We start from the raw sequence: 14,051 nt of genomic DNA, 5'->3' as shown, positions 1-14,051 counted from the left end.
ATAACAACGACATACTCACAGGGAGTGCCTCTCATGATTAAACAACTATTGGTGGCCGGTGCAACCGCCGCCATGCTGTCTGTAGGAACAGCAAGTGCGGCCGTTATCAACCTCACCAGTGTGACCGGATCGTGGACCGCCACCACACCCTCCGCACCGGACGTCACCGGCCAGAACACAAACGAAATCCGTTGGGGCATTCCCGCCACCTCCGGCGGCCAAAGCGGTTACCGCTTTTACAGTGCGGCCACACCAGCACTGGTAACGGAAGACATCGCCTTCAACCTGGGTACCTTCACGCACTTCAACTACCCGATTTATGAACCAGCGCTGACCTCCGCGCAGTTGACCGTACAGTCAACCCTTGAGATTGATGGCGTAGAAGAAACGGTCATGTCGGTCTTTGAGTTCCTGCACTGGGAAACCCCGAATGAAGACAGGCCTTGCGCGAATGGTGGCGCGAACTACTCCGGCATCAACATCAACGGCTGCGCAGACCGGGTTACCTTCGCGTTGAACGTGGGGGCTTCTGACAGCTTCCTGATCGGTGGCGTAAACTACTTCGTCGACATCGCCGGCTTCTTCTACGACGGTGCACTGGCCGATGAATTCTGGACCAAGGAAAAGAAAACCAATACCGCAACGCTGAAAGGCTTGATCACCTCTCGTCCGGTATCGGTACCAGAGCCTTCTACCCTGGCCTTGCTTGGCCTGGGCCTGCTGGGACTGGGCGTTCGCCGCAAGATGCGCCAGGCTGCCTGATTTCAGAGCAAAGGGACGCACTGAAAGCCGCTTCTTGATTCAAGGGGCGGTTTTTTTATGTCCGGATTTAAGCAAAGGGAAATAATAGTGGTGCCCGGAGCCGGAATCGAACCGGCACGACCTTGCGGTCGAGAGATTTTAAGTCTCTTGTGTCTACCAATTTCACCATCCGGGCATCGGAGGGGAGATTCTTGAAGGGCGGAATTGTATAAGGCCCGATGGCGTAACGCAATTCTGTTCCACTCCCTCAGCTCTGATTGCTCACTTTCCCGCCAACTTGAATCAAACCGGCTTGGTGGCGCGCCCTTTGTAGATGAACCCGGCTATTTTCGGCGCATTGGGCATGTACAGGTTTTCCAGCTCCTGAATCTCAAAGCCGGCGTGGCGAATAAGGTCTTCAATTTGTCGGTTAAGGTGGCAACCACCCGCGAACATTTTCCAGCCCGGGGTTATGCGATGCTGCCATTTTCGGACTGTTTCATGGGGAGCCTCCCCGTGTTCCAGGAACAGCAGGTCGCCGCCGGGCTTCAGTACCCGTTTCATCTGCAGCAAAGCCGCATGCCAGTCCGGGATGGTGCAGAGCGTGAACGTCAGCAATACCGTATCCACGGAGTTGTCCTCAAGCGGAATCTTTTCACCGGGCAGGTCCAACCACTCCACCGCGATGGGCGAGCGGTTAAGATTTGGTAATGCTTTGCGCCTCATCCCTTCCGAGGGCTCCAGGCCATAGACCATTTCAACCCGGCTCTGGTCATAAAACTCCAGGTTGATTCCGGAGCCCATACCAACCTCCAGCACTCTGCCGCGGGCCCTCGGAACGATCTGGCTACGCAGTTTCATCACCTGCCCCATGGAACATGCCTTGTCGATAATGTGAGGTAACACTCTATCCTCGTAAAAGCTCATGCGGCTCACCATAATTGTTTTTGATCAAGGGGTGCGACAAACTGCCCTATCCATTATTGCTACAATTTGCGTAGCATCGTAATGAACTGCCGGTAATAACAATAGACAAGATGAGCCAAGGCAGCGGCTGAACGGGCGCGCTGACCCGTTTTTTTGACTATGTTTGAGTTACCGGAGGTACTATGGAACTCGATCCTCTCATCCTATCGCGAATCCAGTTCGCGTTTGTCGTGTCATTTCACGCCATTTTCCCGGTGTTTTCCATCGGTCTGGCGTCTTTCATAGCTGTCCTCGAAGGCCTGGCGTTTAAAACCGGCAATCCACTATGGGAAAAGCTGTCCGCATTCTGGACCAAGGTGTTTGCCGTGGTATTCGGGATGGGGGTGGTATCAGGCATCGTGATGTCGTTTCAGTTCGGTACCAATTGGAGCAACTTCTCCCAGGCCTCAGCCAACTTCCTCGGCCCCATGCTTAGCTATGAGGTGATCACGGCGTTTTTCCTGGAGGCCGCATTTCTGGGTGTGCTGCTTTTCGGTCGTCATAAGGTGCCGGCGGGCGTTCACCTGTTCGCAGCCATTATGGTGGCGGTTGGCACCTTTATTTCGTCGTTCTGGATTTTGTCTGCCAACAGTTGGATGCACACACCCGCGGGTGTGGAATTGAGGGACGGCGTATTCCATGTAACGTCCTGGTCTCAGGCCATATTCAATCCCTCTTTCCCCTATCGGTTCGCCCACATGGTTGTGGCGTCGTTCCTGACTGGTGGCTTTGTGGTAGCTGGCGTCAGCGCCTGGTACCTGCTTCGTGGGCGAGAGGTGGAAGCAAACCGCAAGGCCTTGTCTATGTGCCTGTGGATGTTGTTGTTCCTGGCCCCGACCCAGGCGGTGATTGGTGATCTTCATGGTTTGAATACCATGGAGCATCAACCGGTCAAAGTCGCAGCCATGGAAGGTAATTGGGAAACCTCTCGAAACGTGCCGCTGCTGCTGTTTGCTATTCCCGACCAGGAAAACCAGACCAACCGGTTCGAGATTGGTATTCCTAACCTGGCCAGCTTTATCCTGACCCACGAATGGGATGGTGAGGTGCCTGGCCTGAACGAGGTTGCGGTAGAAGAGCAGCCGCCAGTGGGTATCGTGTTCTGGTCTTTTCGGGTGATGGTTGGCCTGGGACTGTTGATGATTGCCTTTGCCCTCGCTGGTCTGTTGCTCAGACGCAATGGCGCCTATTACCAGAAGCGCTGGTTCCTTCAGGGTTTGCGGTTCATGAGTATCACCCCGTTTATTGCGGTGATTGCAGGATGGTTTGTGACTGAGATAGGCCGTTCGCCCTGGTTGGTGTATGGCATGATGAACCAGGCCGAGGCACTGACACCGTCGCTTACCGGGGGCATGGCTCTGTTCACCCTGATTGGCTATGTTGTTGTGTATGGACTTGTCTTTAGCGCAGGCGTCTACTATCTGCTACGTGTGCTCTATGTGGGCCTCGAAGACGAGGATGAAGGCGAGCACGAATCTGACCGCCCTGCTCGGCCTTTGTCTGCCGCCCATGTACCGTTTGAAATTGAACATGGCCAAGGTGATGTTAGCCACGCCAAGCCTGCCAACGAGGGAGGTCACTGATCATGGAACTGTTCAATCTGTCTTTGATCTGGGCATTCATTATTGGCTTCGGCGTGATCATGTATGTGTTGATGGATGGTTTCGATCTGGGTGTGGGCATCCTGTTCCCCTTCGCCCCAACGGAGACCGACCGAGACACCATGATGAATACCGTGGCTCCGGTATGGGATGGCAACGAAACCTGGCTGGTGCTTGGTGGCGCCGGCTTGTTAGCAGCCTTCCCGCTGGTGTATTCCATCATCCTGCCTGCGCTCTATATTGGCGTATTTCTGATGCTTGCCGGATTGATTTTCCGGGGTGTAGCCTTCGAGTTTCGGTTTAAGGCCCGGACCTCCCGCTATCTCTGGAACTGGGCCTTCGCCGGCGGCTCCACCATCGCTGCTTTTGCTCAGGGTGCTGTGGTTGGCGCCTATATTCAGGGCTTTGAAACTACCAACGGTGCCTACTCCGGTGGCGCTCTTGACTGGCTGACACCCTTTACGGTGTTGACCGGTCTTGGCCTGCTTGCCGGTTATGCCTTACTGGGCTCCACCTGGTTGATCATGAAGACGGAAGGCCGGTTGCAGGAGTGGGCATACCGTATTACTACACCTCTGCTGATCGCGGTGCTGGTGATCTTCGCCATCATCAGCGTATGGACCCCGTTCGTGGATGACATGGTCCGTGAGCGCTGGTTTGATCACATCACAGTCATCTGGGTTCTGCCCGCATTGACTCTGCTGTGTGCGTTCCAGATCTGGCGCTCGGTTCGCAATCGCTTCGAGGGCATGCCATTTGTGGCGACCATGGGGCTGTTCATCACCACTTACCTGGGCCTGATTGTCAGCCGCTGGCCCTATGTGGTTCCCCCGGAGTACACCCTGTGGGATGCCGCCTCTGCCTATGAATCACAGCTGTTCCTGCTGCTGGGGCTGCTCTTCGTTATCCCCATCGTGCTGGCTTACACCGCCTGGACCTACTGGGTATTTCGCGGCAAAGTCCGTGCAGGTGAGGGGTACCACTGAGTGGCGGAACCGGCCCAGGCTGAGATTCGCCAATGGCTTGCCGGGCTCGCCCGGAAAAACCAGCGGTGGATTCGCGCCACGGTCGTAGCCGGGGTGCTGGTCGGGCTGGCAACCATCGTTCAGATGGCTCTGCTGGCCTGGCTGGTGCACCAAATCGTCATTGAGGGCCAGACTGCGTCTACACTCGCACCCTGGTTCGTGGCCCTGGTGGCTACGCTGCTGGTTCGCACGCTGGGCCAGGGTTTCCAGACACAGTTTGCGGCGCGCTGCAGCGAACAGGTGCGGCGCGATGCCCGACGGCAGATTCACCGCCACTGGCGGGATGCCGGCCCGGTGGCGCTCGCCGACAGTTCGGCCGGCACTCTGGCCCGGGAATGGCTGGACCATGTGGAAGCATTGCATGGTTATTTCGCCCGCTTCCTGCCGCAAATGTCGTTGTCGGTGATTGTGCCATTGGCCATTCTGGTTCTGGTGTTCTGGCTGGACTGGCTGGCGGGCATTTTTCTGCTGCTTTCCGCGCCGCTGATTCCGATCTTCATGGCACTGGTGGGAATGGGTGCCGAGAAGGTCAACCAGCAGCATTTCGAGACCATCAGTCGATTATCTGGCCAGTTTCTGGACAAGGTCCGCGGCCTCACAACCCTGCAATTGTTTCGTCAGACGGAGGATGCTTCCCGCACCCTGCATCGGCGGTCTGACCAATACCGTAAGATCACCATGAAAACCCTCAAGGTGGCCTTTCTGTCTTCCGCTGTACTGGAGTTTTTTGCCTCCGTCGCCATCGCAGTGATCGCCATCTACATTGGTTTTGGATTGCTGGGCTACATCACTTATGGGCCCAGCGCGGACCTCACACTCTTCTCCGGTTTGTTGATTCTGTTGCTGGCGCCGGAGTTCTTCCAGCCGCTGCGAACGCTGTCGCAACACTACCACGACCGGGCCGCCGCTCTTGGCGCAGGTGCTGAAATCCTTGCTCGACTGGCAACCCCCGTTGGCGGGGAGCCTGCATCCGATACGCCCGCATCGTTGCCGGATCACGGTCTTAGCCTGGACAACGTCACCCTCAGCTACCTGGGCGGCAAGCCGGTACTCGCCAACCTTGACCTGACCATCGAGCGTGGAAAAGCGGTTGCGCTGACCGGGGCCTCCGGAGGTGGCAAATCCTCTTTGTTGCACTTGATGGCAGGGTTTATCCAGCCGGATAGCGGTGCCATCAGCGTGTTCGGCCAGCCACCCGGCCAGTGCCCGTTTGGCTGGCTTGGCCAGCGCGGGTTCTGGATACAGGGCTCCTGGGCAGACAACCTCCGCCTGACCAGTCCGGAGGCATCAGACATTGCCATTGAGAACGCGCTGCGCCTGGTGGGCCTGGGCAGTGTGCTTGAAAGCCGGGACCAGGGTATTCACAGTTTGATCGGGGAAGATGGCCAGGGGTTGTCCGGCGGGCAGGCTCGCAGGCTGAGCCTGGCACGTATTTTCCTGGCGGATTATGACCTGATCCTGCTGGATGAACCCACCGCCGGGCTGGACGCGACCAGCGAGATTCTGGTTCTGGAAGCGCTTCACAAACTGGCGGAAGCGGGCAAGACGCTGGTTTTCTCAACGCATCACCAAGCCCTGCTGGCCCTCGCGGACCAGGTGCTGATTGTCAATGACGGCGAGGTTCGCCATGCATGAGCTCAAGCCCTGGCTGGACCTGATTCTTCAGCGGCGCGGCCGCCTGGTGGTTGGTGCCCTGTTGTTGCTGGCTACCCTGCTCTCCGGTATCGGGTTATTGGCCTTGTCGGGCTGGTTCCTGACCGAGACCGCACTGGTGGGCCTGCTGCTGGCCGCTGGCACACAAGCCTACATCAACCTGTACGTTCCGGGCGGCGGCATCCGTTTTTTCGCGGTGTCCCGCACGGTCTCCCGCTATCTTGAGCGGGTGTACAACCACAACACGGTACTGCAGTTGCTAACCGATATTCGTGTTGCCCTGTTTAACCGAATGGCCGAAGCCGGACACCGTGACCGGGGCCAGAAATCTGGCGCCCAATGGCTATCCAGGCTTACCGCAGACGTGGATGCTCTGGATACCCTGTACCTTCGGGTGATCGCGCCCACGGCCCTGGCCGGGGTCGTCAGCGTGTTGCTGGTGCTCTCAGCATGGCTGCTGTTCTCGGGCTCATTGGCGCTGATACTGCTAATACTGTTGGCGGTGGCTATCTTGCTTTCGAGTTGGCGAGTGTTCGCCGGTACACAACACTTATCGGGCCAGCTAAGTGACCAGCAGGAGAAACTCCGTGGCGATGTTATTGAGCACCTGGAAGGATTTGCCGAACTCACTGCAGCCGGGCGCACGGGCAAACACTCCGGCCGGTTGATGAGGCAAGCGCTGTCGATGTCCAGAACCCAGGCGCGGGTGGATAGCCGTGCCGGATGGCATCAGGCAGCCACGCAGTTAATCGTGAATCTGGCGGTTGTGGTGACACTGTGGGTTGGTATTACCCTGTTTAACCAGGGATCGGTAACCGGCCCCGTGCTGGTTCTGCTGCCCATCGCCCTGATGGGACTGCTGGAAGTCTATGCCATGCTGCCCGATGCCTTTGCCAAACTCGGCGCCACCCTGTCTGCAGCCCGGCGCCTGAACCAGGAGGTGCAGCCCGCTCCGGGAACCGATTATTCTTCAGCGTTTGACAGGCAGCCGGCAGAAGCCACCGCCAATGCACTGGAAGCACGGGATCTCTCGGTTGGCCACCCAGGGCTGCCACCGGTTCTGACCCATTTCAGCCTCAAGGTTGGCCCAGGAGAACGACTCGGCATTGTTGGCGCCTCCGGCTCCGGTAAATCTACCCTGGCGGATACCTTCGCCGGCGTGATTCCGCCCCGGCAAGGGAAACTCGCCTCCCTGCCCTGCGCCTATCTCACACAAGCGACGGTGGTGTTCGAAGACACGGTTAAAGCCAATCTGTTATTGGGCAACCCCAATGCTACCGATGGGGATCTATGGCGTGTTCTGGAACTGGTAGAGCTGGCAGACAGGTTTGCCCGTGAAGCCGAAGGTTTATCCACCTGGCTGGGGAGTGCCGGTAACCGGCTGTCTGGTGGTGAGGCAAGGCGTCTGGTGCTGGCGAGGGTGTTGCTGAGCACGGCACCCCTGGTGATTCTGGATGAACCTTTTACTGGAGTGGATACAGACACCAGGGGGCGGATAGCGCCCCAGATCAATCGATGGCTGGAAGATCGAGCGGTTATCTGCCTGGGGCATGGACCGGAGGCGCTATTGCCCTCCTCCGGCCATACCCTGCATCTGAATTGACCCTCAGCGGGTTTCTAACACGTCGAAAGTCAGGCCAGCTTTGCTGGTCAGGCGCTCCAGCAGTTTTCCATCCAGCATGGAAGCCGGCGTCCAGAAACCGCCCTGGTCATCGTCTGACAAATCAAACGCCAGGCACAGGCCTGCCTCGCCCAGCATTTTGGCCGTGGAACCGTAACCCGGATCCCGATCGCCGGTGACTTTGGTGATGATGGTCTTGCCGTCTGTGGTACGCCCCACAAAACGCAGGTCATAGAAGCCGTTTTCCTGGTCTTCCGGGCTTGGGCCCTCACCGGGCTTGGGCACCAACTTCTCAACCACCCAACGGGTTGGCTTGATGGCGGAAGCGGTAAAGAAAGCGCCAAGTGCGGCGGTGATGCCGTAAGCGGTCAGGCGGCCTTTGGCGCCCTTTCCGGTCATCATCGCTTCGTCGTAGGTGAACTCCTGACCGTAACGGGCCTTCTGAAGCGCGTTTGAACGGTGCACCACGCGGGTGTTGATGGCACCCATCACGAACGGCGCCAGCCACACGTCAAAGTCTTTGTCGTACTCTGCGGTTTTCAGGCTGGGCTGACGCACCTTCGAACGGTGGCCCTCCGGGCAGATCGAGAAGGGATTGGCCAGCTCCTTGCGCAGTTTCGGATCGGCGCCAGCTTCTTTGGCCACGTTAATCATGGATGCCACGGTGCCACCGGACAAGCCGCCCTTGGCGACCTTCACCCGCATGCGCACATCCTGGCAGGTTTTGCCGAAGGCTTTCTCAGCCTGCTGCTGCAGGAACCAGACGCCCATATCAGACGGGATTGAGTCGAAACCGCAGCAATGGACAATGCGAGCACCGGTTTTCCTGGCCTGGGCTTCATAGCCCTCGACCATCCGGCGAATCCACTGCACCTCACCGGTCAGGTCGCAATAATCGGTGCCAGTGTCCACGCAGGCCTTGACCAGCGGTTCACCATACAATGCGTATGGGCCAACGGTGGAGATCACCACGCGGGTCTGTCGGCACATGCCCGCCAGTGCGGCATCGTCGGCCGCGTCTGCCACCAGAACCGGCAAGTCCGCAGCCTGAGCACCCAGTTCGGCTTTGAGGGTATTCAGCTTGCCCTCTGAACGGCCAGCGATCGCCCACTTCACCTTGCCGGCCGCGCCATAGTTCTCTACCAGGTATCGGGTCAGAATCTGGCCCACAAAGCTGGTGGCACCAAATACCACCAGATCATAGTCTGCCTGCTTGGAATTCGTCATTACATGTCCTTTTTGGTTTGCGTGTACGAATATCTCTGATCGGTCAGGGTTGGCGAGACGCTTTTGCTGCCATCAGCACCATAAATACGGCCACTCCCAGCCCCCAGAAGCCGTTAAGAATGAGACCACCTACCCAAGTCTGAGCTGATACTGCCAAACCCTTCATCGGAAAGACAACCAGCATCGCTACGGCGGTTGGGCCGACGGCACCCAGTATCACATGGCCAAGCCAGTACAACGCTCCTTTCAGGCGGCCGGCGATGGCCCATATCGCGACACCCCATAAGCCGCCGAAAAATGCCAGGGAGATCACCGATGGTACCCCCAATGGCGGCACGGGAGTAAGGTTAAATGGCGCTGCGGGTGCGGCACCTGCCAGGTAAAACACGGCAAATAGCCCCTGATGGAAAATCAGTGTTGCCAGAAAGCCCGCAACAAACGCCTTTATCCAGACCATATTGGATTCCTTTCGAGTTTCATTGAATTGATGGTAACAGGTTTAAAACCGGCACGACTTTCCCGGATACACCATAACAGGCGTCCGGCCGGCCAATCGTTTGTCATACAGCTTGTTGCACACTGTGGCGCATAATGACACAAGTGTGGAGGCATCCCTTGATCATCTTTCTGACCATCACAAGCCTGATATTGCTGGCCATCAGCGGTTTACTGCTTTGGCAACTGCTTGAACAGCGCAAAATGATCAACAACATGCTCGAAAACGAGGATATCAGTGATATCCATCGCGAACCGGAACTGGTGCTTACGTTGCGGGTGCTGGATCCGATTGCCCTGGCAAAGCGCGAATCCCGAACCGGCCGGGCGCTGGCAGACAAACTGCCGGTTATGACCCGGAAAATGGTCTATCAGGAAGTCATGAAAGAACTGGAAAGCGAACTGTTTGAGCGGGATATCGACGTTGAAATGCACATTGAGTATCGCTGAGGAGCACGGCTATGGTCTCTCAGGTTCTGGTCATCATTTGCCTTGCCGGCACGGCAACGCTTCTTTTTTCGGGGTTCCGTCTGTCGAACCAAACCCGAAAACGGTTACTGATTATCAATGCCCATCGAATTGCGGCCCGTAGCGCCATCCAGAAGAGCCGGATGGACCTGGCGGAAGTGCGCAACCGGGCCCGACTTCTCGAAGATACCGTCTCAGGCGGCGCTTCTGCGGTTGAGAAGGTGCATAAGGCGATAGCCAACACCACCTTCGGTCTGATCGACATGTTCTCCAAGGATGAGGAGTTCAAAGACAGTACCCGTAAGGCCCGGCAAACCCATCACCAGAAAAGTGAACAGGTTTATCAGGCGGTGAGAACCACCAATCGTGCCCTGCACATCCTGGCAGACACGCTGATTATCAGCAAAGCGGAAAAACGCATTGCTTCAAAACCAAAAAAGGCGCCCTGAGGCGCCTTTTTTGATCGAACTAACAGAAAGTTACAGGACTTTCTTAAGCTCTTCTTCCAACTGCGGTACGGCTTCAAACAGATCCGCAACCAGGCCGTAATCAGCAACCTGGAAGATCGGCGCTTCTTCATCCTTGTTGATCGCAACGATCACCTTGGAATCAGACATACCGGCCAGGTGCTGGATGGCACCGGAGATGCCGACCGCGATGTACAGCTGCGGCGCAACGATCTTGCCGGTCTGGCCAACCTGCATGTCGTTGGGTACGAAACCTGCGTCAACCGCGGCGCGGGATGCACCAACGGCAGCGCCCATCAGGTCAGCAACCTGCTCCAGCATCTTGAAGTTGTCGCCGTTCTGCATGCCGCGGCCACCGGAGATAACGATACCGGCAGAAGCCAGATCCGGACGATCAGACTGGGCTTTCTCTTCACCAACGAAGGAAGACAGGCCGGCGTCTTTTACAACGTCCAGCTGCTCAACGGAAGCGGAACCACCTTCGGCAGCTACCGGGTCGAAACCGGTCGGGCGTACCGTGATAACCTTGATGGCGTCGCTCGCCTTAACAGTGGCGATGGCGTTACCCGCGTAGATCGGACGAACAAACGTGTCCTCGGATTCAACGCGCACGATGTCAGACACCTGGGCAACGTCCAGCAGCGCTGCAACGCGCGGCATGAAGTCTTTACCGGTAGTACCGGCAGCCGCCAGGATGTGGCTGTAGCCTTTACCTACTTCAGCAACCAGCTCGCCCAGGTTTTCGGCCAGGAAATGACCGTAGGCAGCATTGTCGGCAACCAGTACCTTGTTCACGCCTTCTGCCTTGGCAGCGGCTTCAGCGACGGCGCCTACGTTCTCACCGGCGACCAGCACGTCGATGTCACCACCGATGGCCTTGGCAGCCGCTACAACATTCAGGGTAGCCTGCTTGAGGCTGCTGTTGTCGTGTTCAGCAATTACCAGGATGCTCATTTAGATCACCTTCGCTTCGTTCTTCAGTTTGTCCACCAGCTCAGCTACGTCAGCCACCTTGATACCAGCCTGGCGTGCAGCCGGGGCTTCGACCTTCAGGGTGGACAGGCGCGGGGCGATTTCAACACCCAGATCGGCGGGGCTCACGGCGTCCAGCGGCTTCTTCTTGGCCTTCATGATGTTCGGCAGAGAAGCGTAACGCGGCTCGTTCAGGCGCAGGTCAGTGGTAACAACCGCAGGCAGGTTCAGAGCAACAGTCATCAGACCGCCGTCTACTTCACGGGTTACGTTAACCTTTTCACCATCAACAACCACTTCGGAAGCGAAAGTACCCTGACCCATGCCAGTCAGAGCAGCCAGCATCTGGCCAGTCTGGTTGTTGTCGGAATCGATAGACTGTTTGCCAAGAATAACCAGCTTCGGCTCTTCTTTCTCAACGACAGCCTTCAGCAGCTTGGCCGCTTCGAGGGACTGAACTTCTTCGTCAGTCTCGATGTGGATACCACGGTCAGCACCCAGAGCCAGAGCAGTACGGATTTGCTCCTGAGCAGCTTTCGGTCCAATGGATACAACAACGATTTCACTGGCAACACCCTTCTCTTTCAGACGAACCGCTTCTTCAACAGCGATTTCGCAGAACGGGTTCATTGCCATCTTGACGTTGGCGAGGTCAACACCGGTGTTGTCCGGCTTGACGCGCACCTTCACGTTGTAGTCGATAACTCGTTTTACAGCGACCAGAACCTTCATAGATTCCTCGTTCTTCTACGATGGGTTTAATGACTCGCAATCCTAAACGGGGAGCCTGCCGGGTAGTGCGCAATAATATTGCAGGCTACGGTCTACACGGTCAATAGCCCCATTCGACGCTTCAGGACTGCCTTCACAGCCAATAGACCGGGTTGACCCGGCCTGGCAATGAGACGATACTAAAAATCGACTCAAAACACACGATATTTCGGTGTATACGTACAATGCCAAAGGTAAGCGCAAATTTCAAACAAACGTTTGTTTGATTCCTGAAATGCGTTATCCTTTCGGGACAAAGGGCCTGTGTTTCAGGCTTGGGGCTGTCGTCTATAGGCACTTTTACCGGTATGATGGCGCCCCTGAATGAATTGAGTTAGGCCTGCGGGCAAACAACACCCACTAAAAGAAGCTGTTTGAGGAGACCAACGTGGAACGCGAATCGATGGAATTTGATGTTCTGATCGTCGGCGGCGGCCCTGCTGGCCTGTCTGCAGCCTGCCGCGTGATGCAACTGGCGCAGGAAGCTGGCGAAGAACTGACTGTATGTGTGGTTGAAAAAGGTTCCGAAATCGGCGCGCACATCCTCGCCGGTACCGTATTTGAGCCAACAGCCCTGAACGAACTGTTCCCGGACTGGAAAGAGAAAGGCGCGCCACTGAACACGCCGGTTACCCGGGACGATATTTTCCTGCTCAAGAACCAGGAAAAAGCCACCAAGATTCCTAACGCCTTTGTGCCCAAGAACATGCACAACCACGGCAACTACATTATCAGCCTTGGCAACCTGTGCCGCTGGCTCGCCGAACAGGCCGAGCAGCTGGGCGTTGAGGTTTACCCGGGGTTTGCCGCGTCTGAGACCATCATCGAAGATGGCCAGGTTAAAGGCATCATTACTGGCGATATGGGCGTGGCCCGTGACGGCTCCGAGAAAGACGGCTATATGCCGGGCATGGAACTGCGCGCCAAGTACACCCTGTTCACCGAAGGCTGTCGCGGTCACCTGGGCAAGCGCCTGATCAGCGATTTCAAGCTGGACGAAGGCAAAGACCCGCAGCACTACGGCATCGGCATCAAGGAGCTGTGGGACATTGACCCGGCCAAACACGAGCCCGGCCTGGTGGTTCATACCACTGGCTGGCCGCTGAACGAGTCCGGTTCCACCGGTGGGTCCTTCCTGTATCACCTGGAAAACGGCCAGGTTTATGTCGGCCTGATCACCGATCTGTCTTACAGCAACCCGCATCTGAGCCCGTTCGAGGAATTCCAGCGCCTCAAGCACCATCCGGAAATCAAGAAGTATCTGGAAGGCGGCAAGCGCGTTGCCTACGGCGCCCGCGCCATTTCCAAGGGTGGCTACAACGCCTTGCCGAAGATGAGCTTCCCCGGTGGTCTGTTGCTGGGTTGTGACGCCGGCACCCTGAACAGCTCCAAGATCAAAGGCTCCCATACCGCCATGAAGTCTGGCCTGCTGGGCGCAGAAGCCGTGTTTGAGGCCCTGAAGGAAGGTAAGGCTGGCGAAGAGATCACCAGCTTCCAGAAGCGCTTTGAAGACAGCTGGCTGTACAAAGAACTTTACGCCGAGCGCAACTTTGGCCCGGCCATGCACAAGTTCGGTAACGTTGTAGGCGGCGCCATTGCCTTCTTTGAGCAGAACATTCTGCGTGGTAGTCTGCCGATCACCTTCCGCGATACCACTCCGGACTACGCCACCCTGAAGCCAGCGTCTGAGTGCAAGAAGATCAGCTATCCGAAGCCGGATAACAAATTGACCTTCGATCGCCTGTCCTCGGTGTTCATTTCCAACACCAACCATGAGGAAGACCAGCCGGTTCACCTGAAACTGACTGATCCGGACATTCCGCTGAAGGAAAATCTGCCCAAGTACGACGAGCCAGCACAGCGTTACTGCCCGGCCGGCGTATACGAAGTGGTCGAGAAAGACGACGGCAGTGGCAAGAAGTTCCAGATCAATGCCCAGAACTGTGTTCACTGCAAGACCTGTGACATCAAGGATCCTGCCCAGAACATTACCTGGGTAACGCCGGAAGGCGGCGGTGGCCCGAACTATCCGAATATGTAATCG

Annotated in this window: 13 protein-coding genes and 1 tRNA gene; 8 read left to right on the top strand and 6 right to left on the bottom strand. The window is 57.0% G+C overall.

Annotated features, from left to right (window positions below):
* The first annotated feature begins 33 nt into the window (after nt 1-33).
* On the top strand, nt 34-762 hold the full coding sequence (locus ACNSOI_RS09990; RefSeq protein WP_420193930.1) for a THxN family PEP-CTERM protein: 729 nt from the start codon (nt 34-36) through the stop codon (nt 760-762).
* An 88-nt stretch (nt 763-850) separates the two neighbouring features.
* On the opposite strand, the gene ACNSOI_RS09985 is transcribed toward ACNSOI_RS09990, so the two are convergent.
* Both ACNSOI_RS09985 and ACNSOI_RS09980 read right to left on the bottom strand, forming a co-directional pair.
* Nucleotides 851-937 (bottom strand) — tRNA-Leu (locus ACNSOI_RS09985).
* Between the two features lie 107 nt (nt 938-1,044).
* Complete coding sequence (locus ACNSOI_RS09980; RefSeq protein WP_420193929.1) at nt 1,045-1,668, bottom strand: class I SAM-dependent methyltransferase; 624 nt, start codon at nt 1,666-1,668, stop codon at nt 1,045-1,047.
* A 182-nt stretch (nt 1,669-1,850) separates the two neighbouring features.
* Here ACNSOI_RS09980 and ACNSOI_RS09975 point away from each other — a divergent pair, with 182 nt between their 5' ends.
* Genes ACNSOI_RS09975 through cydC form a run of 4 tightly spaced genes read left to right on the top strand, consistent with a single transcriptional unit; the run spans nt 1,851 to nt 7,589 of the window.
* On the top strand, nt 1,851-3,290 hold the full coding sequence (locus ACNSOI_RS09975; protein WP_072677313.1) for a cytochrome ubiquinol oxidase subunit I: 1,440 nt from the start codon (nt 1,851-1,853) through the stop codon (nt 3,288-3,290).
* Nucleotides 3,291-3,292: 2 nt separating this feature from the next.
* Nucleotides 3,293-4,294, top strand: a complete 1,002-nt coding sequence (gene cydB, locus ACNSOI_RS09970; protein ID WP_420193928.1) for a cytochrome d ubiquinol oxidase subunit II — start codon at nt 3,293-3,295, stop codon at nt 4,292-4,294.
* On the top strand, nt 4,295-5,968 hold the full coding sequence (gene cydD, locus ACNSOI_RS09965) for a thiol reductant ABC exporter subunit CydD (protein ID WP_420193927.1): 1,674 nt from the start codon (nt 4,295-4,297) through the stop codon (nt 5,966-5,968). It abuts the gene before it with no gap.
* Nucleotides 5,943-7,589 carry a thiol reductant ABC exporter subunit CydC gene (gene cydC / locus ACNSOI_RS09960; protein ID WP_420193926.1) on the top strand — a complete coding sequence of 549 codons (1,647 nt, stop codon included), beginning with the start codon at nt 5,943-5,945 and terminating at the stop codon, nt 7,587-7,589. Before cydD ends, cydC begins: the two co-directional genes overlap by 26 nt.
* A gap of 3 nt (nt 7,590-7,592) precedes the next feature.
* Here the strand turns inward: cydC and ACNSOI_RS09955 are convergent, their stop codons facing one another.
* On the bottom strand, nt 7,593-8,834 hold the full coding sequence (locus tag ACNSOI_RS09955) for a saccharopine dehydrogenase family protein (protein WP_061332891.1): 1,242 nt from the start codon (nt 8,832-8,834) through the stop codon (nt 7,593-7,595).
* 43 nt (nt 8,835-8,877) lie between these two features.
* A complete protein-coding gene (locus tag ACNSOI_RS09950) occupies nt 8,878-9,291 on the bottom strand; it encodes a hypothetical protein (RefSeq protein ID WP_420193925.1) in 414 nt (137 codons plus the stop codon).
* Between the two features lie 158 nt (nt 9,292-9,449).
* On the opposite strand from ACNSOI_RS09950, the gene ACNSOI_RS09945 reads away from it, so the two are divergent.
* The gene (locus ACNSOI_RS09945) at nt 9,450-9,779 is read left to right on the top strand and encodes a hypothetical protein (protein ID WP_058089793.1); all 330 of its coding nucleotides are present in this window, start codon (nt 9,450-9,452) and stop codon (nt 9,777-9,779) included.
* 11 nt (nt 9,780-9,790) lie between these two features.
* Nucleotides 9,791-10,246, top strand: a complete 456-nt coding sequence (locus ACNSOI_RS09940) for a hypothetical protein (RefSeq protein WP_106695744.1) — start codon at nt 9,791-9,793, stop codon at nt 10,244-10,246.
* A 30-nt stretch (nt 10,247-10,276) separates the two neighbouring features.
* Here the strand turns inward: ACNSOI_RS09940 and ACNSOI_RS09935 are convergent, their stop codons facing one another.
* Entirely contained in the window at nt 10,277-11,218 is a 942-nt protein-coding gene (locus ACNSOI_RS09935; protein ID WP_061332888.1) for an electron transfer flavoprotein subunit alpha/FixB family protein, read from the bottom strand.
* Nucleotides 11,219-11,968, bottom strand: a complete 750-nt coding sequence (locus ACNSOI_RS09930; RefSeq protein WP_061332887.1) for an electron transfer flavoprotein subunit beta/FixA family protein — start codon at nt 11,966-11,968, stop codon at nt 11,219-11,221.
* 427 nt (nt 11,969-12,395) lie between these two features.
* On the opposite strand from ACNSOI_RS09930, the gene ACNSOI_RS09925 reads away from it, so the two are divergent.
* The gene (locus tag ACNSOI_RS09925) at nt 12,396-14,048 is read left to right on the top strand and encodes an electron transfer flavoprotein-ubiquinone oxidoreductase (RefSeq protein WP_420193924.1); all 1,653 of its coding nucleotides are present in this window, start codon (nt 12,396-12,398) and stop codon (nt 14,046-14,048) included.
* Nucleotides 14,049-14,051: the final 3 nt, after the last annotated feature.

The organism is Marinobacter sp. GH_1 (assembly GCF_048595985.1).
Lineage (GTDB): Bacteria > Pseudomonadota > Gammaproteobacteria > Pseudomonadales > Oleiphilaceae > Marinobacter > Marinobacter shengliensis.
This window is presented reverse-complemented; position numbering and strand designations above follow the sequence as displayed.

Bases quoted from the DNA above. Each gene is read 5' to 3' on its own strand.
- ACNSOI_RS09990 (WP_420193930.1), top strand. From the start codon at position 34: ATGATTAAACAACTATTGGTGGCCGGTGCAACCGCCGCCATGCTGTCT.
- ACNSOI_RS09980 (WP_420193929.1), bottom strand. From the start codon at position 1,668: ATGAGCTTTTACGAGGATAGAGTGTTACCTCACATTATCGACAAGGCA.
- ACNSOI_RS09975 (WP_072677313.1), top strand. From the start codon at position 1,851: ATGGAACTCGATCCTCTCATCCTATCGCGAATCCAGTTCGCGTTTGTC.
- cydB (WP_420193928.1), top strand. From the start codon at position 3,293: ATGGAACTGTTCAATCTGTCTTTGATCTGGGCATTCATTATTGGCTTC.
- cydC (WP_420193926.1), top strand. From the start codon at position 5,943: ATGACGGCGAGGTTCGCCATGCATGAGCTCAAGCCCTGGCTGGACCTG.
- ACNSOI_RS09955 (WP_061332891.1), bottom strand. From the start codon at position 8,834: ATGACGAATTCCAAGCAGGCAGACTATGATCTGGTGGTATTTGGTGCC.
- ACNSOI_RS09950 (WP_420193925.1), bottom strand. From the start codon at position 9,291: ATGGTCTGGATAAAGGCGTTTGTTGCGGGCTTTCTGGCAACACTGATT.
- ACNSOI_RS09940 (WP_106695744.1), top strand. From the start codon at position 9,791: ATGGTCTCTCAGGTTCTGGTCATCATTTGCCTTGCCGGCACGGCAACG.
- ACNSOI_RS09935 (WP_061332888.1), bottom strand. From the start codon at position 11,218: ATGAGCATCCTGGTAATTGCTGAACACGACAACAGCAGCCTCAAGCAG.
- ACNSOI_RS09930 (WP_061332887.1), bottom strand. From the start codon at position 11,968: ATGAAGGTTCTGGTCGCTGTAAAACGAGTTATCGACTACAACGTGAAG.